This is a genomic window from Spirosoma flavum (assembly GCF_042686045.1).
Taxonomy (GTDB): Bacteria; Bacteroidota; Bacteroidia; order Cytophagales; family Spirosomataceae; genus Spirosoma; species Spirosoma flavum.
Genome location: NZ_JBHUOM010000007.1, coordinates 143918 through 162296, shown reverse-complemented (window position 1 = coordinate 162296; position 18379 = coordinate 143918). Strand labels below are relative to the sequence as shown.

The 18379-nt window shown below is 47.2% G+C and carries 22 protein-coding genes; 3 read left to right on the top strand and 19 right to left on the bottom strand.

Features of this window, described 5'->3' with window-relative positions; all coding sequences use genetic code 11:
- Positions 1-496: 496 nt before the first annotated feature.
- The 4 genes from ACFS25_RS14185 to ACFS25_RS14170 form a co-directional block, all read right to left on the bottom strand.
- Positions 497-970 carry a methyltransferase family protein gene (locus ACFS25_RS14185; protein WP_381501901.1) on the bottom strand — a complete coding sequence of 158 codons (474 nt, stop codon included), beginning with the start codon at positions 968-970 and terminating at the stop codon, positions 497-499.
- Positions 971-1156: 186 nt separating this feature from the next.
- On the bottom strand, positions 1157-1876 hold the full coding sequence (locus ACFS25_RS14180) for a LytR/AlgR family response regulator transcription factor (RefSeq protein ID WP_381501898.1): 720 nt from the start codon (positions 1874-1876) through the stop codon (positions 1157-1159).
- Between the two features lie 10 nt (positions 1877-1886).
- Positions 1887-3008: a histidine kinase gene (locus ACFS25_RS14175; protein ID WP_381501895.1), complete on the bottom strand. Its 1122-nt coding sequence runs from the start codon at positions 3006-3008 to the stop codon at positions 1887-1889.
- A complete protein-coding gene (locus ACFS25_RS14170; RefSeq protein ID WP_381501892.1) occupies positions 3005-4075 on the bottom strand; it encodes a sensor histidine kinase in 1071 nt (356 codons plus the stop codon). The genes ACFS25_RS14175 and ACFS25_RS14170 overlap by 4 nt, the downstream gene beginning before the upstream one ends.
- A gap of 252 nt (positions 4076-4327) precedes the next feature.
- Between ACFS25_RS14170 and ACFS25_RS14165 the strand changes: the two genes are divergently transcribed.
- From ACFS25_RS14165 to ACFS25_RS14155, 3 genes are all read left to right on the top strand, one after another.
- On the top strand, positions 4328-5650 hold the full coding sequence (locus ACFS25_RS14165) for a vanadium-dependent haloperoxidase (RefSeq protein WP_381501889.1): 1323 nt from the start codon (positions 4328-4330) through the stop codon (positions 5648-5650).
- 51 nt (positions 5651-5701) lie between these two features.
- The gene (locus ACFS25_RS14160; RefSeq protein WP_381501886.1) at positions 5702-6289 is read left to right on the top strand and encodes a hypothetical protein; all 588 of its coding nucleotides are present in this window, start codon (positions 5702-5704) and stop codon (positions 6287-6289) included.
- Between the two features lie 620 nt (positions 6290-6909).
- Positions 6910-7473, top strand: coding sequence for a recombinase family protein (locus ACFS25_RS14155; RefSeq protein WP_381501912.1), 564 nt, complete (start codon positions 6910-6912; stop codon positions 7471-7473).
- Positions 7474-7590: 117 nt separating this feature from the next.
- Here the strand turns inward: ACFS25_RS14155 and ACFS25_RS14150 are convergent, their stop codons facing one another.
- From ACFS25_RS14150 to ACFS25_RS14080, 15 genes are all read right to left on the bottom strand, one after another.
- Positions 7591-8088 (bottom strand): RES family NAD+ phosphorylase, encoded by a 498-nt coding sequence (locus ACFS25_RS14150; protein ID WP_381501884.1) that lies wholly within the window; start codon positions 8086-8088, stop codon positions 7591-7593.
- A gap of 8 nt (positions 8089-8096) precedes the next feature.
- Positions 8097-8501 carry a type II RES/Xre toxin-antitoxin system antitoxin gene (parS, locus tag ACFS25_RS14145; RefSeq protein WP_381501881.1) on the bottom strand — a complete coding sequence of 135 codons (405 nt, stop codon included), beginning with the start codon at positions 8499-8501 and terminating at the stop codon, positions 8097-8099.
- A gap of 177 nt (positions 8502-8678) precedes the next feature.
- A complete protein-coding gene (locus tag ACFS25_RS14140) occupies positions 8679-8882 on the bottom strand; it encodes a hypothetical protein (protein ID WP_381501878.1) in 204 nt (67 codons plus the stop codon).
- A 118-nt stretch (positions 8883-9000) separates the two neighbouring features.
- Complete coding sequence (locus ACFS25_RS14135; protein WP_381501874.1) at positions 9001-9432, bottom strand: GPW/gp25 family protein; 432 nt, start codon at positions 9430-9432, stop codon at positions 9001-9003.
- Positions 9433-9434: 2 nt separating this feature from the next.
- Positions 9435-9734: a PAAR domain-containing protein gene (locus ACFS25_RS14130; protein ID WP_381501871.1), complete on the bottom strand. Its 300-nt coding sequence runs from the start codon at positions 9732-9734 to the stop codon at positions 9435-9437.
- 11 nt (positions 9735-9745) lie between these two features.
- Positions 9746-11527 (bottom strand): type VI secretion system tip protein VgrG, encoded by a 1782-nt coding sequence (gene vgrG / locus ACFS25_RS14125; RefSeq protein WP_381501868.1) that lies wholly within the window; start codon positions 11525-11527, stop codon positions 9746-9748.
- A 38-nt stretch (positions 11528-11565) separates the two neighbouring features.
- A complete protein-coding gene (locus ACFS25_RS14120; RefSeq protein WP_381501866.1) occupies positions 11566-12213 on the bottom strand; it encodes a CIS tube protein in 648 nt (215 codons plus the stop codon).
- A gap of 46 nt (positions 12214-12259) precedes the next feature.
- Complete coding sequence (locus ACFS25_RS14115) at positions 12260-12439, bottom strand: DUF5908 family protein (RefSeq protein WP_381501865.1); 180 nt, start codon at positions 12437-12439, stop codon at positions 12260-12262.
- 4 nt (positions 12440-12443) lie between these two features.
- Complete coding sequence (locus ACFS25_RS14110) at positions 12444-12887, bottom strand: phage tail protein (protein WP_381501863.1); 444 nt, start codon at positions 12885-12887, stop codon at positions 12444-12446.
- A 2-nt stretch (positions 12888-12889) separates the two neighbouring features.
- On the bottom strand, positions 12890-13342 hold the full coding sequence (locus ACFS25_RS14105; RefSeq protein ID WP_381501861.1) for a phage tail protein: 453 nt from the start codon (positions 13340-13342) through the stop codon (positions 12890-12892).
- Between the two features lie 33 nt (positions 13343-13375).
- Entirely contained in the window at positions 13376-15298 is a 1923-nt protein-coding gene (locus ACFS25_RS14100) for a phage tail sheath family protein (protein WP_381501860.1), read from the bottom strand.
- 62 nt (positions 15299-15360) lie between these two features.
- Positions 15361-15990: a hypothetical protein gene (locus ACFS25_RS14095; RefSeq protein WP_381501858.1), complete on the bottom strand. Its 630-nt coding sequence runs from the start codon at positions 15988-15990 to the stop codon at positions 15361-15363.
- Between the two features lie 33 nt (positions 15991-16023).
- Positions 16024-17031, bottom strand: coding sequence for a hypothetical protein (locus ACFS25_RS14090; RefSeq protein ID WP_381501855.1), 1008 nt, complete (start codon positions 17029-17031; stop codon positions 16024-16026).
- Between the two features lie 3 nt (positions 17032-17034).
- Positions 17035-17586 (bottom strand): DUF4255 domain-containing protein, encoded by a 552-nt coding sequence (locus tag ACFS25_RS14085; protein ID WP_381501852.1) that lies wholly within the window; start codon positions 17584-17586, stop codon positions 17035-17037.
- Positions 17587-17805: 219 nt separating this feature from the next.
- On the bottom strand, positions 17806-18228 hold the full coding sequence (locus ACFS25_RS14080; RefSeq protein WP_381501849.1) for a helix-turn-helix transcriptional regulator: 423 nt from the start codon (positions 18226-18228) through the stop codon (positions 17806-17808).
- Positions 18229-18379: the final 151 nt, after the last annotated feature.

Sequence of the window (18379 nt, the reverse complement as noted above, 5' to 3'; positions counted from 1 at the left end):
TGACGACAGAGGCCAGCCACTTCTTTTTTTGGTTATGTCTAAAAGTCTCACAAATCGCTCCCAAAAGTGAGACGGTGTATTGGCCCTTATACAAACGTCCGTCAACTGGTGAATAGAGTTGCTAGCTACGAGACAATATTCAATGTAAATCTGTCCCAAAAATAGTACTTTACCGCTAAAGTATAGATATGCTTATCCTATCCTCCTCTTTTCAAGATTTGTATTTTTCCTAGTTGGCGTTCAGGAAAGGCGACCTTTTCGTGAACGCTTTTTGTGTTTCAGGACAGGGGTCAGACTAATTCTGCGAATCATGGTAAGCGTTCACTTGGCCAAGCCTTTTCGTGAACGAAAAGGCTTGGTTTGCAAATTGTAGTAAATCAATAAAAGGCGCTGGCTATACGCGCCAAAATTTCATTACTAAAAATGGTATATTGCCAAGACAGGACTCGCCAGCATATACCAGCCATTAAATTAAACTTTTTTAATGGGGCAAGACTTACAACCAACGCCGTACCATGGCTTTATAGCTCAAGTATTCCTCGCCAAACTTGCGGGTCAAGTACTCTTCTTCGCGTTCAATGATGCCTTTCTGAACGACTAGTAACAGGGGGATGAGCAGGAATAACCCCCACCAGGCATTCGTACCCATTGACACCCCAATATAAATAAGCGTTAAGGATACATACATTGGGTTGCGGCTATACCGATACAGGCCATTGCTGACAATAGCCGTGGTGGCACCCTTCGGGTGAATCGTGGTCTTATGGTGAATCATTCCCCGAAACGCCAGCAGCAGGGTACTCACGCCAACACTGAGCCAAACCAGGCCAATACGCAGGGCGATGCTTGTCGAAAGAACCGGCGTAGGAAAGACATAGCTTATTCCTAGCCCGAGCAGTAAAGTACTACCAAAGAGCAGGGGCGGGAAAGCAATAACTCTCGCATGATCGGCATTTTTGTCCGTAGTCATATCGTATATAGGTCAAATGAATCCTGTTCCGAGTCGATCATCGATCAGTCAAATAAGTTGTTCATCAAAGGGGCCCCAACCTTCCTTCAAATTGATAGTTTGGCTTTTAAGGGCGTTGTTGGGCCTATTCATCCATCTAAACATGAAGTACATCGTCTACCCTTCTCAGCTGTATTCGAGTGGCCCTCAAGCAAGTCTTAGACCAGCTAGAGTCCGTAGTACGTGCGGGCAATACAGCCGACCGATGGGTAATTCCTGGTGGCTCAAGAAAACGTGAGCGGCTGTAAAGGCCGATATCTTATCCAACGCAACCAGAAAAGAACGGTGAATGCGCAGAAACCGGTTTTCGGGTAAGAGCGTTTCCAGGGAGCTGATCGTCCGCTTAATCAGCAGGGGCGGGTCAGCCACCGTATAGAGACGAACATAGTCTTTCATACTTTCCACGTACACTAAATCCGCCAATTGGACCCGGACCATCCTCCGGTCAGCCCGCAAATACAAAAATTCTTCCTGATTTGCCACTGACCGATTAGGCGCTGGCAAGGGGCTCGCGTCCGGATGCATAACTTTATCAACGGCCCGCAGGAAACGATCTAACGCGATGGGTTTCAACAGGTAATCCACCGCATTTAACTCAAATCCGTCCAGGGCATACTCCCGGTAAGCCGTCGTGAAGATGACTTTAGGAGGCCGGCGAAGGCTCCGTAGAAAATCGGTTCCCAACAAAGTCGGCATCTGGATGTCTAAAAACAGCAAGTCCACCGACTGGGTTTGTAAGATTCGGAAGGCATCCAGAGCATTTTCGCATTTACCAACAATGACCAGCTGGCTAACCTGGGCGGCATGGGATTCAAGGACCTCCAGGGCGGGGGGTTCATCGTCGACCAACAAACAGGTAAGTGGCATATGTAAACGGTTAAGTGAAGGTTGTCAAAAGAGCTATTTCCGGATTTTGATGGACCAATGAGTCAACTGGCAGATCTAATAGAACCACCACCAGGTCGGTCTCCGCGAGCAGTTCCAGGGAGAACTGCCCGGCGTATAACAGGGCTAATCGGCGACGAATGGGGGTTAATCCGGCTTCTTCCTCTTCAACCGAGACGCTTCGTGAAGGATCCCGGCTGTGAATGACCTTGAAGCGAAGGGATTTCTGCCGGACATGGCCCTGAATGGAAATCCAGGCAAGCTCGGTGTCTTCACCGAGATAATAAAAAAAGGCATGTTCGACCAAGGCCAGCAGCAGTAAGGGAGCAATCCGGCATCCGTCCAGTGTCCCACTAACGTTCATCGAAATGGCTAGTTGCGCGCCCTGCTGTCCTTGTTGAAGATCGACATACCGCTGGACCGTCTCCACTTCCGCGTCGAGCGGAACCCAGGGCGCCCGACTTTCGTAGAGCAGGTAACTCAGTAGATGCGAAAGATCCAGTACGACCTGGGGCGAGCGGCTCGATTTAACCCGGGTCAACTCCTGCAAATAAGCCAGCGTATTGGCGATAAACTGGGGATGGAGTTGCGTTTTGAGCAGGGCCAACTCCGTGCTGAGTCGTTGTCGGCTCAACTGTTGATGCTGCCGTTGCCGATCGTACCAGTATTGACCAATCTTGAAGCTGCTGGCCAGCCCGGCGACCAGATTGATAAAGAAAAAGCCTCCTCCCGGAAAAAAGCCGATGAAGTACGCCCCGTTAAACGATCGGGTGGCGGGTATGCCCAATACATGCGGAGCAATAACGAATTCATAATCGGCCGAAAAAAGGCGAAGTATAGCCGCACTCGCCACCACCCAACCCACCAAAAAGAACCCGAATAGCCCGAACCGCTGGCGGAGCAGAAGGGGCGAAATCAACCCGTACAGGAGTGGATACGTGACCAGGATATAGGTGGGTAGCTGGATCGAAAGCAGCATGACGAGCGTCACATACCCCCCGGGGCTATTGGGGTCGGGCCAGCGAATGAGCCACATGAACAGGGTAATCCCCAGCCAGAAAAGTACGTGCCTGGCCAGGCGATTCGGTAGTGGAAAAGAAGGCGACCGCTTCATCGGGCTTGCAGGGGAAACGTGAGACAGACCGAAAACTTGGTTGGGTGCGACTCGATCGCCAGTTGGTACGCTGACGCGTAGAGCAAACTTAGGCGCTGGCGAACATTCTGCAGGCCGATGCCGCCGGGCTTATCCCCTTCAGGGGGCCTGATGGTGCGGGTGTTGGTGAGTTGAAAGCTTAGCTGACCTGCCTCCACCCAAAGTTGGAGGGTAATCTGCGCTTTACCCAGTTGTTGGGCCGAGCCGTGCTTGAAGGCATTTTCCACAAAAGGCAGTAGTAGTAAAGGGGGAAGCTGATAGTCCGCCAGTGCCCCCTGGATAGAAACCTCTACCCGGAGCCGATCGCCATACCGAAGCTGTTCTAACTGGATATAGTGCTGTAGCACCCGCACTTCGGTCGTTAAGGGTATCTGGGCCTGATTGCACTCCTGGGTCATGTAGTGCCATAAGCCCCGAAGCCGCCCCACGACGTCGGTGGCCTGATCCGACTGTTTGAGCGTCAGGGCGTATAGATTATTGAGCGTGTTAAACAAAAAATGCGGATGTACCTGGGCTTTTAACAGGCGAAGTTCCGCCGTTACATTCTCAGCTAGTAAGCGCTGATTGGCTACTTCCTGGTGATACCAATGGCGGAGCAGCTTGCTGATGGTAGCCAACGCGGCCGTCGCGATCATCAGAATATAGGTACCCGCCGAAAAGGTATTGAAAAAATCGGCGTTGGTGGGCACCTGATACCCCGCTCGCATCGGATGGAGTATCGAGTACCGAAATCCATAATGAAGGCCCAGGCACCCCATTAACCACCCCGCCAATCGCCAGCCCAGTTGACGGGTCTCCCCCTGCCAATAGGGAGCTAATACCCCATACAGGAGCGAGTAGGTGGCAACCATAAACAGCCCCAGGAACAGCAGCGCATCCCGAAGCGCTAAGAGAGGCTGGTTAATAAGCTTCATCTGGAGAATATACCAGGTCAGAAACAGGGTGTAGATGACCCAGAATGCCCCGTGCCGTAGCCAGACATATTGCTCCAACCCGGCCAGCGCCTGCTTTAACGATCCCTTTTCCATGAGTGGCTCGTGGGGAAATAACTTAAAGTTACGTCACAAAGACGCATTGTACTTGTTTTTTTATGCGCCATCGACAGACAGCACAATGGGGTCGATAAACGGTAGAAATCCCCGTTCATCGACCTGAACCGGTTGTCTAACCCAATTGCGTAGCTCATGGACGATTAAGCGAGTATGGGTTGGTCAGAGCCCGTATGTTTAGAGCCCGATTGACACGAACTACTTCCCAATCAAGCGAAAACCCCTGTTGCCATGCATTCCTTATCGACCGTCCAACGTTTTGGCCTCCTTACCCTCTGGCTATTGAGTTGCTTTTTTTTAGTAGCCTCCTGTCAGGACCATCGACTACCCGAAACCCCTATGGGGGCCCCCTACCCGGCTGATGTCCTTACGGCCTGGTTAACCCTGCAACTCAAACTCACCCGAACAACGCCCGCCCCGCCCCCGGTGGTAGCCCGGCGATTTGCCTACTCCGGTATCGCTGGCTACGAATCCATCGTACCGGGTTTGCCAGGTTACCAGACGATCGCTCCCCAACTTAATGGGCTGCCCGCTTTACCCACTCCTACCCCTGCTGTCAGCTACTACTGGCCCGCCAGTGCCAACGCGGCCTTAGCAGCCATGAGCCGCTACTTTTATCCTACGACGACCAACAAAGCCGCTATTGATTCCCTGGAGGCCGCCAATAGTCAACTTTACCAAACCCATCAGGATGCTGAAGAGCTAAACCGGTCGGCTGCATTTGGTAAGCAGATTGCCAATACCGTATTTGAATGGGCGAAAACCGATGGCAATGATAATACCACCCCGTACATCCCGGTGGTCGGACAAGGCCTGTGGATACCCACGCCCCCCGCCTTCTTACCCGCTGCCCTGCCCAACTGGGGCAAAAATCGGCCCATTCTGCTGGGCAGTGACGCTGGAGCGGATCAGGGTCCCCCCGTTCCCTACTCGGAAGACCCTCAGTCGGCTTATTACGCCCAGGCCAAGGAAGTCTTAACCATTTCGCAACACCTCACCGACGAACAGAAAACGATTGCGCTCTTCTGGGCCGATAATACCGATGGAAATGGTTTTGCGGGTGGGCACTGGATGTACCTGCTCAACCAGGAGCAACTAAGGCAGGGGTGGCCGGTAGACAAGGTGGCCGTTGGCTGGGTCCAGCTGGGCGTGGCCATCTCAGAGGCTCAGATCAGCCTCTTTAAAAGCAAGTACCTCTATAATCGCGTTCGCCCGATCACCTACATCCGCACCGTGCTGAACCAGGCGGATTGGAACGCGTTTATTCCCACGGTGAACCACCCTGAATATCCGGCTGGTCATGCCGTAGCGGCCGGGGCGGCTACCCAGACCTTGGCTCTGTTATTTGGGGAGCAATATCCGTTCACCGATACCTCCTATCGCCTGGGTGGCTACATTCCTCGCTTTTTCAACTCGTTTCAGGAAGCCGCCCTTGAAGCGGGAAACTCCCGAATTTATGGAGGCCTACATTATCGAAAAACCATTGAAGTGAGTCAGACCCAAGGTCAGGTCATTGCCAATAACGTGGCCCAGCAGCTAAAATTTAAGCCGTAGTGTAGCGATTTTATGATGAATTGATCCGGCTAATCAGATCAATTCATCATAATGCTCAACCAAAGACGCCGGATTGACCTTACCGAGTGTAGTATTTCCCTTCTTGATCTAACGACGACTAAACGCCTGATTAGTAATAATAAACGTAATCTGATGGAAATTCGCCGAGCAGTGGTGTTACCCGTCTCCCTGGCCACAGCCCGTCAGCATCTGGCTGTGGCCTTAGCTAGCCCTCTGGTGGTCCAACAGGGCAATCTCATCTTAGCTAAAATTGTTTGTTATGGTCTTATCAAGGAGAATAAGCTATGGGTTCGGTACATTGAATTTGGCCGCTCCCCTGTATACATTGACCTGATGGCCCATTTGGAAGAGACACCGGGTGGTGTACGGTTACACATGACTATTGCTGCGGAGGAAACCCCCGGTTTCCTGATTTACCTACCCCTACTGGCAGTGTATCTCTTCTTTGTGTCAAGCAGTCTCAACTCTGGTCTAAAAGCGGAGTTGCTGGGTAATTACTTCCTTCTTTTAGCGTTTAGCGCTACCATAACGTTCCTATGGCGCTCGCTAAACACCTCGTTCTCCCAGATGAGAATCACTAAATTAAAAGGGGTTCTAGAGCAAATGATCACCGGTTAGGTATGAAAGGATGCGATGGTTAACTTGTATCAAACCAGCTTCTTTTCTGATTGTGATGGGTACTATTCCCCAGAAACCTGATGTAATAAAGTAGCTTCGAAACTCTTTGTTGCAAGCGTTTCAGTAAACCCTCTAAACTCGAGACGGTGTATTGGCCCTTATACAAACGTCCGTCAACTGGTAAATAGAGTTGCTAACGACGAGCCAATAGTCAATCTAAATCTGCCCTGAAAATAGTATTTTGCCGCTAAAGTATAAATAAGCTTATCCTATCCTCCTCTTTTCAAGATTTGTACTTTTCATAGTAGGCGTTCAGTAAAGGCAGCCTTTTCGTGAACGTTTTCAGATGTTTTTCAGGACAAGTAAACCTGAATGATGACTGATCGATCAGATCAGCTATCATTCAGGTGATACCCCTTTCTAAAGAGCTTAGTGGTATCCTTCTTTTTGTTAGCCTTGCAACCTGATAATTCTGTACCTTCAACACCAACAACCTGCTTCCTAGATCGACAATAGATTTCTTACATTCACGTCCATAACGTGAGATAGATACTACTATATCATGAAGTTAGGTTACGCCCGCGTCTCTACCGCACCGGCGGCCCGGCCAAGATCAAAACCTGGCACTTCAGCTAGATGCCCTTAATGCAGCAGGTTGCTCGAAAATCTTTCAGGAAAAAGCCAGTGGTTCTAAAACAGAACGACCTGAATTAAACAGGCTACTCGAAATCATTCGGGAGGGGGACACCTTGATGATTTGGAAGCTAGATCGATTGGGCCGTTCCCTGAATCACTTGATCGAGATCGTAACTCTGTTGGAGCTACATCACATTGGGTTAGTTAGTTTGAACGACCCGATCGATACCACAACGGCTCAAGGTCGGCTCGTTTTTCGCATTTTCGCCAGTCTAGCCGAGTTTGAGAGGGAGGTGATTCGGGAGCGGACGTTGGCTGGTTTAGCTTCCGCCCGTCGACGAGGTCAGCTCTTAGGTCGTCGTAAAGGACTATCCAAAGCCGGTGAGCAGAAAGCCCGCATTGGTGAAAGCCTCTACAAAGAAGGCAAGTACTCGGTCGAACAAATCGCCCGCGAGTTACACATCTCTAAGACAACGTTATATAAGTACCTCCGCCAACGCGGGGTCAATATAGGCGCTTCAGTTGAAACCCCAGTTGCCACAACTTAGAGAATTATCGATGTAGGCTATTTAACATTTACTAAACGAGCTTTTAAGTAAGGTTACGCTTGGCTTTTGTGCACGTATATTACCCTATTAGAGCTAAGTTAATCTATTCAGTACCCATCAAAGGCTGTCGGTATCTTTCCATAAACGAGCGTCTATGGGGAAAGCGGACGTTCGGGCTACGATTATTTGCTTGAATGCTGAGTGTGCCGGGTGAAGCAGGTAGTTAAAGGAGTCTGGTACCACTGCAGAAGGGACACCAATCGCTAGCACGTCAGGCTTAGCCAACCAGGTGGCTATTGCCTGATGATTCACATTAAAATCCGCTTCGTCTCGCCAATCAGTCGGCAAATCTGACGCATTGAGTAGACGTGGCGGTTCGGGTAATACCAGCGTCAAGAGTACGAGCCGGGGTAAGTCGCTATAGGATAATGACCGTAAGTGGACAATCTGTTCCAGCAAGGCCAATTCAGGGCTAGCGGAGGTGTAAAGAATTCCCACACCAGGCGGATTCCAGCGACCTCCTAACCGTCGCGCTCCTTCTGCCGAGAGGGGCGTAGTCACAAAGCGTTCTTTAATAAGCCGGTACACACGTACCTGTGATTCAGGGGAGGTCATGCCAAATCTCAGGAGTAGATGCCATGCTCAATCCGCCCCAACACGGTGTGAACCATACTAAAACCAGTGGTGGTATCTAAAAGAGTAACGGGTGCCTGGCGACGGAGTTCCGGTAAAGGACCATGCAGCCAGCGGCCCAGTACGTCCGTACGGCCATCAAATACATCTAATCCGTGCTTAATCAAGACCTCCAGTAAGAGTAATCGCTCTGAAGCATTGCTATCTAATCGAGCATCAGGGCGTAGCCGATGTAAGGTACGCTCCGAGAGATTCAGAATGCGCGCCATCTCTTTATCAGTTAGTCCGATAGGCCTGGCTACCTCATCAGCTTTGGCACGACTTAAGCCTGCCCTGGATTGTTCGACAATGTCAAAGCCATCGCCTGTCCATTCTGTATTCACACTTAATTCCATTCGCTTTCTATTTGCTGTCACTAAGGTAAGCGCCATTTGGCATAATCACAACTAATGGCTCGATCTTAGGCGAGCAACGTGTTTGTGATTATGCTTCACTGAAATTCACTTCGACTTGCCCAATACTGAGGCATCGATGCCTCAAGTTAAAAGCGTCAAAATAAACGGTGTAGAGGTTCAAAACGCTGAACGACTAAAGTGAACGGTTTTATTGAACGCAAAAACCACTGTTTTTGACCACACCCTCCTACCCGACCACCGTTCATTTAAACCTCCGAATAAAAGCAGGACAAGACAGTCCTGCAAACGCGCAGCCTCCTGGCGGTCGGTTGTTGTCAGCTCAATTGCCAGTTGCTTGATGCTGTGGATCTGCTTGTTCATGCATACAGAACTTACGTTTGGGATCCAACGGGAGTCAGGGCAATATCTGTCTATAGGCCAGCCATAGTTCTTTGGAGTAGCCCCAACGAAGGATGTAAGCTATAGGAATCTTCTACTATTACAGAAGGTTGGCTTCAGTCTTATAAAATGGGAAAACTACATTATGCCGACTGTTAATGGTGCGGATGGTGTAGTCAACTTCAATGAATAGTACACCATCAAGTGCATTACCAGCATTTATACTAACCGCGTTGACTTGTACTCGGGGTTCAAAATTTAAGATAGCCAGTTCGACTACTTCCTGCAAATGCCGGTTCGTTGTCGTATCCGACGTCTCGAAAAGAAACTGACGGAGCGCACAACCATAGTCAGGAACCATAATACGTTCTCCAGGTTCGGTATGAAACAGAATGTATAGACTCTGGCGAATATCTTCGGCCGCTGCCGCCATACTGACCAATTGGCCATCGTGGCCTGATGAAATTTTCTGGTCAAATGAAGGCGGAAAGCTCCATCCGATCCCTAAAAACGACTTTTCCGGTAATTCCATCTTTATCCTCCGATTATAACAGTTGGCATACCAAGTACAATGCTACCTCCATGGGCGGTGGTGTCGCCCATGCGAGCCGCTGGCATACCACCAATTAAAACTGTTGCCGAGCCTTTTATGATCGTGTCGGGCGGACCGACACATACACACATATCACCCAACTTGGCGGCTGGCAGACCACCAATGAGTACGTTAGGGCTTCCAGGCCCTATAATTGGGCCCCCAACGTGCGGAATGGGGGGCAACCCAGGCGTCAGCATGGGGCACACATGCATATCAGTTAATCGTGCAGCTGGAGGCATCTTTGTATTGGTTAGTTTATCATGACGAGGGCACCCTTAATAACCATCTGCCCAGCCGCTGAAACTTCAGCAGAAGCAGTTCCCTCCAATTTAAGTTGGGACTGGGCTTTACCCGCTATGTTCAAGCCATTGAGTGCAAGGTCGCCGGTAGCTTTAATGTCTATTTTGCCCGTGGCCTCCAGTTCAATGTTCGAAGCGGCCTTTAACTTGATCGCACTTTTTGAGTCGAATGTAATACCATCCTGATTCATTATGATGGCGTTCCCATGCTGATCCTTAATGGTAACAGACTTGGCATCGTCGCTGAAAACGATCTGGTTTTTACCAGGCGTCTCAATGGTAATAATCTTCTTTTCGTCATCGAATTCAACCTTTAGGTTCTCTTTTGTGAGCCAGGCTTTTTTAGTATTGGCTGCATCAGGCACATAGGCCGGTTTCTGCTTTTTGCTGTATAACGACCCCAGAATGACTCCATACCGTGGATCGCCCCCCACGAAACCAATAATGACCTCATCGTTTGTTTCCGGATAAAAAAAGGAGCCGGTTCCGGCCGAGGCCTGTTGCTGCGCCAGCCGTACCCAGAGTAATTCATTATTCAACGCAGGCACTCTTACCTGCACGCGAAAATGCCCCTCCGGATCCTGATCGGTTTTGGTAACAGTGCCAGAGCAAAGACCATTAATACCCGGCAAAACCCCCGCTGCCGCCGGAGCCATTACATCTGGCTGACGTTCTATGAACCACTTTTCATCAAGCCCCAACACGATTTCCGTAGACCAGTCACCTGCTTCCAAGGTGTGATTAACCTGCGATACGAAAGCAGTACCATTGAACCGATTCCCAAAGCCCACAAGCTCAACCATATTCCCCAGTAAAACCGAAGCATTCCCCGGAAATTTGATAGTCCCTTTAATTTTGGACAAAGCCGACTTCAACCACAAGCCATTTAGCCAGGCTCGGGCCTCTTCGGCCGGGAGCGGAGCCTGCGTCTGAACCGTAAAAGCAGAAAGTCCTATTACACTAGCTAACGATGCACTGGAATCAGTACCATTCGTTTTTACACTTGGATTTGTAGCACTCAACGCCTGAACACTCTGCGTTAAGTCGTCCCAAAATGACCCGCTAACGGCACTGTATTGGCTTCTGGCATCGAGTTCCAGATTAAACGTATACACGCTTTCGCCATGCGTTAGCCGTAACACTGGTTTTGTAGAAGTCGAAGGCTTACTAACCGCCACCTTCTTGCCCGGAACCACCATCAGGCCGTTTGCTTCGGCTCTGCTCAGCAAAAAATCCCAATCGGTACAATAATACTGAACTAGTTCCTTATGCGATACCGTCGTTGCCGTTACATCAGCCGTAAGACTATGATTGGAAAATAGTTGCGTAAATACATCACTATCTTTCTTGTTCTCATACGTTTTTGACTGTCGGCCAATCGTCATTTTTACCTCATTGCCCCGACACTCTACAGCCAGTTGAGACGAACTATCCGAGGCCAGAAAAATGGTTTGGCCAATAATCAAGCCCGAAAAAATTTCTTTATTTTCGGAGTGATACCCCGCCTGAATAGAGATTGTAGCTCCTGGTTTAACCGTACTGTCTTGGCTAAAGGCAAACAATTGCTCGGATGGATCGCCGTCGAGGAATTCGACACGAGCTGTACTGACACGATTCACCCCAAAAAAAACGTTTATCTGCGCTACTTCACGAGTGCCGTCGAGTTCTTTGCCATCAATGAGCACCCGGTAAGAAACTAGATCAAGTTTGGCATTTAAAGGAGAGGTAACCATAATCTAAATTGAAATAGTTGGAGCAAATAGGTTGGGGACTATTTTAATGAAGGTAAAGCAAGGGTCGTACCTGGAGTAAGACGGCGAAAGGTTGCCAGCCCATTAAATCGGGCTACCTGAATGTAATAGTCGGGCTTACCGTAATAGTGGTAGCAGATAAGCGGCAGGTTATCGCCAATTTTTACGACATACAAATGCGTTAAATCAGATGATTGCCTATCTGCTTTTCGAGCTAGCGTCAACGGGTCGGCAAAGCCGGTGAAATTAAGCGCAACCGTAACCCGGAGGGGAAAACCGTCTGACCGGAATAGGGTGTATTTAACGCTCATGTCATTCAATACGCCTTTAAACAGGAAACTACCCCAGGTAAGCTGGATATAGTTTGGGTGGTGGCTTACGCCCTGGTAAGTATACAGAATCTTCTGAAGATCAGCGATTTCCTGACTGACGTTCGTTCGTTTTTTATCGACAATTCCGGTACCGTCAATTGTCAATTCGAATGACAGTTTTTCTTCCCCCATATCCACAAATTTTTGGGATTTACCAGCGCCCCCGACAATATCCGGAGAAGCATAATTCACCTGTCGGTTGTGAGAAAAGTTAGCCGGGTTCACCTGAACCGTATACTTACCAGCGTATTTGCTGAATTTCTCGTCAGAATAGGCAATGATCTTTAACTTTTCCAAGGTGTTTTCGTCTAGTTATACCAACAAACCATGGCCTGTTTTTGCACTATCGTTCCCAACCAGAGGAGGACGCCAGCTTGAGCTTTGCCATACAGGCCTGAAGCACTTCTCGCTTTAATCGCTCCAGCTGATCGGTCGATAACTTTAGCGTACCTGATGGCTGGGCTTCACTTGTCGGCGATTCTACGGTTACTTTAATGACCAATTCCCGGATTTCAATAGGCATGACGTCAGAGATCAAAGTGCGAATAAGCAAGCTCAAGCGATTCGATAGCCAGTTTATTTTCCTGCGCATTAAAGTCAGAAATACTCCATTTGACCGGCCATGCATTATGAAATGTCCAGCTTTTCAAGGGTTGCCCCTCCTCGTTTAGCAACTGTAGGTCAACCGTCTGTGTAGTAATAGGCGAGGAAAACTCGGCACTGAGGGTTTTTCTGAACCATTCAACCAGATTAGAACCAGAGTCTACATAACCCCTTTTCAGCACCAGGTTCGTATAGGTTGGTATGCCCGGCACTTTATACTTATACAGATTAAGACCGCCTTCCTGAATTTCTTCGGTGGGCAGGGTTACAGAAACCCCGCTCACCTCCTGAAATCCATTGTCGGAATCCGAATTCTTCGGCCCGAACGATATACTAAAGTAAAATCCAACTGCAGGGTAGGTATTCATGGTTAGCCGTTTTTGATGACAATCGTTTCATAGGCAATTTCAATAGTTTCGACAGCTACTTCATTACCGTCTGACTTTAGGTCTGTCCCCGAAATTTTGACCGGAAAAGCATTGGTCAATGTCCAGACCATTGTGTCTGCACCACCCTCATCCATAAGGCTGATTACCACCGTTTCCCGTTTTATGGTGTTCAATTTGATGGTGCTGTACCAGGTCCAGAACTTGTTATCTTTGGCGAAGACGCCTTTCTTCAACGTGATATTTCCTGTTTTGGCAATACCCGGCATCTTGATGGTTGAGAACACTTTACTGTTGCCAGCCCGGTATTCAATAACCTGGGTCTCGCTATCGAGGCCAGTTACTTCCTGAAATGGAATTTCTCCCTGATCACCCAACGTTACTTTGAAGAAAAATTTGGGTAAGGGCCATACATTATCCTGCTTATCGCCAGCCATGATTGCTATGATTTACGTGTTGTGTGAAAGGGTTTAGGACTTTTGCATCTGCTGCTGGAACGTGAGCATAATAAATTCGGCGGGTCGGACAATCGCCACCAAAATGGTGATGTTCATAATACCATTCAGGATATCATCAGCCGTCATTGTCGATCCTAAGCCAATGGAAACTTGGTAGGCATCGTCTGGTTTGGTACCGGCCAGCGCTCCCCGCTTCCAGAGCGTGAATAAATAACTGCTGATCATGCTGTTCATGAGGGTCCAAGTACCTGAATCGTTTGGCTCAAAAACGTAAGACCGTGCAGCCAGTTTCACCGACTGTTCGATCATGATCATTGTGCGACGTACGTTAATGTAGCGCCAGTCTTGGCTATTGCCGTCCAGCGTTCTGGCTCCCCACACCAACACCCCCAGCCCGGTAAAGGGTCGTATGGCATTGATAGATTTACCCGAAACTGCGTCGACGTTCAGACCGGACTGATCGCCATCACTCAGGCTAACCGTTGGTGCTACCACTGAGTTGAGACTGACGTTGGCCGGTGCTTTCCAAACTCCCCGGTTATTATCGACACTAGTGTACACCCCGGCCATAGCTGCCGATGCGGGCAGGGTGTTGATATACCGTGCAATTGCTTTTGTGATAGCGACGTACGATTTACTTGAAGCCAGTAATGAGTTATGAATTACAGTGGCCTCAATTGGCTCAAAGTCTGTGACTAATTCTTGACCAATAGGAGTTTGAACACGCTCTAGGGCAAGTTTGGTAATCGAAACAGAGATTCTATCTATTTGATTCGACTTCACTTTTTCCTGATAATCTTTTTTAGCCGCAGATATCGCTGCGTCCAGATCGCTTTGTGCATCGTTATAACTAGTAACTACTTTACTTTCTGTTTCGCCTTTCAGCGTTTTTCCCCTTACATAGGCTAAGTCTTTATCTGAGTCAAGTGCTCTTCCTAAATCTATGTTTGTTGCTGAAAAGGTTATTATTGCCTTAGCTAACTCATTGGTGGCTTGTGAAACACCTACCTCCATTATGTCATTTATCTTTGAAGGAACTCCTAGTATTGAGTTAGCCAAAGCCCCATTTAGTTCTTGGTTACCTTTGAGGTCATCCAGTAATGTTGCGTTCTCTTGCACTAGAGGAAGCAGTATAGTGGCCATAGCCTGGGCTAAAGTGATGGTTGATTCAACTTGAAAGGTTGTTAAATTGTCTATTGTTACATTATCCCCTGATTGATTTCCCACTGTTGCTACAGCCAAAGCCCCATTTAGTTCTGGGTTATCTTTGAGGTCATCCAGTAATGTTGCGTTCTCTTGCACTAGAGGAAGCAGTATAGTGGCCATAGCCTGGGCTAAAGTGATGGTTGATTCAACTTGAAGGGTTTCTAAGTTGTCAAATTCTGGAGGATTGGGCTTTACGTCGGCAAGCTTATCAGTTACTGCAGGAACATCAAGTGCAGTTTTCACAAAAGAATTTTTCTTCATTAAATCTATCGACGCCTTAGCCAGGGCCTTGGCCACGTCCAGATTATTGGCCAAATCAGAGACTTTTATATCTTGTAATCTCTTAAAGGTAGTGCCGCTTACAGTAGGCATCACAGCCGCTACAGTACCGTTATTAAGTGCATTTTTAACCTCCGCATTACTTGCCGCTGCTTTTTTTGCCGCTATTATTAACGCATTCCTGAATGCTGGATTAGTTGTTAGCACATCATTAAACTCTTCTTTATTTTTTTCTAATATTAAATCGGCAGCAGACTTCTTACCACTCACATTGGGATCCGCCTTAACTCTTGATTCCTCCGAAGGAAGTAGTTGCAGTTGCCGACTATTCAACAGAATATCCTTCCCATCTTTGTCTTTACCTACAGGCTCATTCTGTAAAGTGATCACCAACTCCTCACCAAAGTATTGGAATGTAACTTCATTGGTTGACACAATATTAGTTTCCACCCAAGGGAAGTAACACACACCATATTTCAAATTATTCTGGCCAATTTGATTGCGAAAGTCTGTTATCTTTTCCTTAGTGTTCCCCGGCTTTGCACGGCACCATAATACACATCAATCAAAGCAATGCGGTTCAGGTAAGTGGCACAATGAGCTAGCATTGTCGTTGCCACCGTATAATAATCAGGTTCGTCAAGCCGAAGCGCATCCGGGCAGACAATCATGGTTGGTTCAGACTCATAAACTAAAGCATCGATGGCCTTTACAAAATCATCTTTGGTACTATCTCCACTTTGATAAGAACCAATCGAAATGATGTAGCAGGTAGCCCCCCCGTTTTGGTAGAACAGGCGGATACTATTATAGAGATAAAATAATTTACCGGTAGGAACAAGGTATTGAGTTGTCTTATCCCACAGTTGAATTGGAATTGATTCAACAAGCCTACTTTCTTTATCCGTTTCTGCTTCAGCCTCAGACTTTAATACAAAAGATGCGAAATATCCACCACCAAAGTATAGTTCAAACTCGCTAAACGATGTTACTCGTATGGGTTTATTTGATAAATCACGGTTATCATAAGTTGCCTGCTTCGTGTGTCCAATAAAGACAGGCACCGCCGTAGCTACCTCAACAACGGAGTTAGGAAAGGCATTTTTCTCAATAATGTAAACACCGGGGGTTTGCTGAACCATTTTGATTACTGATTTAGAAGGTGAAAGGGTGAATTATAAATACACATACATTTCCGAGACAAGCTTGTCCGGATTACGTTTCATATTATCTCTCGTTAGAGTCTCTTTCCCGGCATGTGGCAGGGTTATCGGACTCAATACGCCTTCTGATTTGCCTTGAATTTTGTTAGGACTATTATTTCTTTCTGAAAGTGCAATAGGGCTCTCTGACACAAAAAAATCGGTTAGCGGGATGTTAGCGGGAAGAAATCTGATGCTTGATCCAGAGATAATTTCTAGTTCAATCTTTTTATCAAGCTGATATTTTTTAATAATAATATACTTCCAGTACGTTTCTCGGTCGGCAAAATTGATTGCAATTGGCTGTTCCTTACCTATTGCACTTTTAGCTATCTCAAGAATACCCCAGGGCCGTAAAGAATGTAAATAGCTATCAGCATAAAACGATAGTACCACTTGGGCATCAATCTGAAGTTGATATGAACCATCCCCCCATTGGCGCAGATCGACCAAAATAGATTGTGTTGAATTTTTGTCTGGATAGCTAAAGGTTTCTAGTAATTCTTTTTTATTAAAATCAACTAACTTAACAAGCTTATCAGGCGATGCAACAGTTGGAAGAAGATACTCAAAGAGCATTGGCTTTAGATGACACAAGTCTTTTTCGCCCACGTGATCTTCACAAGAAACTGTTATCTTGTATGGCTTAACTTCTCTGGTACTTAAGAAATAGGTCTGCCCAAATGCCTTGTTCAGAGGCAATTCACTATAGTTTTCAAAGTAGACATCCGTTGGTTGGACACTAAAAATCAAGGGAAAGATTTGACCAGGTAGATTAGCGATTGTTTTTTGTAGATCATCCAGTTTGAGTTCAATCAAACCGATCAATCCACTATCTGTTTTTTTCAATATAATGCCTGCCCGACTGAGCTGTTGCCTTGTCGCTGGCGTTGGCAACAGTTCTATGTTTCTTAAGATCTTATCGACAAAATAATCATGAACGAAAATAACCTCAAATAACTCAGCAAAAATCTGTTTCATGCGCTAGGCTGGGTTTTGGTTAATGGCCAAAATTGGCGGTGTCGTACCAGTTTTTAACCCTTCCTGAATGGTCAGCATTTTTACTTTATATACGACAGCAGGAATATGCTTTCCGCCAAGCATACCCCAGATGTTATTCCAGTCCTGCAAATTGGTGGACTCCATTTCCAGAACCAGTTTATCAAAACCAGCATCAAGTGTGGGAGAATTCTGAGCAGTAAAAACATTTTTGCTCTGAAAGAAAGCTATGGTATAGGATAGGACTTTTAATGCTTCATCATAATTATCAGCGGAAGCTCCGAAAAGTACTGACAGATTTAGTCGGATAGCCGGTTTTAGTTGAGCGTATTCATTAGCAATCCGTTTAGTCTCAACCATATTCCTGACGCTGGTTTCCTGCTCAATTGTAAGTAACGTAATACATAGTTTACCATTCGTATCCGAAGTTATCGAGCCAGCATGATCAACGTACGATGACATGACAGCCTCCTTACCCTGCATCTTTAAATAAACGTTAATTTCTTCCAGAATAAATCTCAGTGCTATTTCTATCATTTTTCACCTGTAGTTAAGGGGCAGGCCAACATAGTCAGAGGAATATCGACTCGGCTAAATCGCTTACAGAAAATGTAAACAACACTAGTTAACAGGGCTGTCAATAGACCCTTTTAATGCACCAAAGCTCGACTTTTCCCGTTCCTTGCACTGTCCGTTTTGGGGCATAAGCTGTCAAATTCGGGGCATTTAACTAGAAAAAAGGGATAAAATGGGTCATTAACCCTTCTCAAGTTGGCTAGTGGTAAATTCGGTGGGTGTCTGGTGGTAAAACTCTTTGAATACGGCCGTGAAATGCGACGGCGTTTTAAACCCCGTTAAGCTGGCAGTTTGACTAACGGTGTACCCAATACGTAGCAGCTCGACGGCTTTTTTGAGCCTATATTGGCGAATCAGGTCAGTGGGTGTTAGCTGATTCAGGCTTTGTAATTTTCGGTAAAGCGTTTTTCGGTTCATGGTCAACTGTCTGGCCAGCCAGTTGACACTCATTGACGAGTCATGCTGCTCCAGCAGAGCGTGAATCCGATGCAGAAAGACAGATTCAGTTGCCCCAAACGAAGCAAGCACGCCATCAATAGGAGGGTCCAGGGTCAAAACAATGAACTTCCGATTATGATTGTCTTCTTTCTCTTGACGATCCATTCGCTTTATGAAATCATGAAGCTGTAACCAGCACGAACAGCCTTCATCTCAGGCCGCTTTCAATGGTTTTTACATGGTGTGGATAGAACAACCATTTTTGATAGCTCAAATTTCGTCCATTCCTACCGAAGGCACTGTCCTGCCTGGGGCA

Excerpts from the sequence above, each read along its gene's own strand:
- ACFS25_RS14185 (WP_381501901.1), bottom strand. The coding sequence starts at position 970 with ATGACTACGGACAAAAATGCCGATCATGCGAGAGTTATTGCTTTCCCG.
- ACFS25_RS14180 (WP_381501898.1), bottom strand. The coding sequence starts at position 1,876 with ATGCCACTTACCTGTTTGTTGGTCGACGATGAACCCCCCGCCCTGGAG.
- ACFS25_RS14175 (WP_381501895.1), bottom strand. The coding sequence starts at position 3,008 with ATGAAGCGGTCGCCTTCTTTTCCACTACCGAATCGCCTGGCCAGGCAC.
- ACFS25_RS14170 (WP_381501892.1), bottom strand. The coding sequence starts at position 4,075 with ATGGAAAAGGGATCGTTAAAGCAGGCGCTGGCCGGGTTGGAGCAATAT.
- ACFS25_RS14165 (WP_381501889.1), top strand. The coding sequence starts at position 4,328 with ATGCATTCCTTATCGACCGTCCAACGTTTTGGCCTCCTTACCCTCTGG.
- ACFS25_RS14160 (WP_381501886.1), top strand. The coding sequence starts at position 5,702 with ATGCTCAACCAAAGACGCCGGATTGACCTTACCGAGTGTAGTATTTCC.
- ACFS25_RS14150 (WP_381501884.1), bottom strand. The coding sequence starts at position 8,088 with ATGACCTCCCCTGAATCACAGGTACGTGTGTACCGGCTTATTAAAGAA.
- parS (WP_381501881.1), bottom strand. The coding sequence starts at position 8,501 with ATGGAATTAAGTGTGAATACAGAATGGACAGGCGATGGCTTTGACATT.
- ACFS25_RS14140 (WP_381501878.1), bottom strand. The coding sequence starts at position 8,882 with ATGAACAAGCAGATCCACAGCATCAAGCAACTGGCAATTGAGCTGACA.
- ACFS25_RS14135 (WP_381501874.1), bottom strand. The coding sequence starts at position 9,432 with ATGGAATTACCGGAAAAGTCGTTTTTAGGGATCGGATGGAGCTTTCCG.
- ACFS25_RS14130 (WP_381501871.1), bottom strand. The coding sequence starts at position 9,734 with ATGCCTCCAGCTGCACGATTAACTGATATGCATGTGTGCCCCATGCTG.
- vgrG (WP_381501868.1), bottom strand. The coding sequence starts at position 11,527 with ATGGTTACCTCTCCTTTAAATGCCAAACTTGATCTAGTTTCTTACCGG.
- ACFS25_RS14115 (WP_381501865.1), bottom strand. The coding sequence starts at position 12,439 with ATGCCTATTGAAATCCGGGAATTGGTCATTAAAGTAACCGTAGAATCG.
- ACFS25_RS14110 (WP_381501863.1), bottom strand. The coding sequence starts at position 12,887 with ATGAATACCTACCCTGCAGTTGGATTTTACTTTAGTATATCGTTCGGG.
- ACFS25_RS14105 (WP_381501861.1), bottom strand. The coding sequence starts at position 13,342 with ATGGCTGGCGATAAGCAGGATAATGTATGGCCCTTACCCAAATTTTTC.
- ACFS25_RS14095 (WP_381501858.1), bottom strand. The coding sequence starts at position 15,990 with ATGGTTCAGCAAACCCCCGGTGTTTACATTATTGAGAAAAATGCCTTT.
- ACFS25_RS14090 (WP_381501855.1), bottom strand. The coding sequence starts at position 17,031 with ATGAAACAGATTTTTGCTGAGTTATTTGAGGTTATTTTCGTTCATGAT.
- ACFS25_RS14085 (WP_381501852.1), bottom strand. The coding sequence starts at position 17,586 with ATGATAGAAATAGCACTGAGATTTATTCTGGAAGAAATTAACGTTTAT.
- ACFS25_RS14080 (WP_381501849.1), bottom strand. The coding sequence starts at position 18,228 with ATGGATCGTCAAGAGAAAGAAGACAATCATAATCGGAAGTTCATTGTT.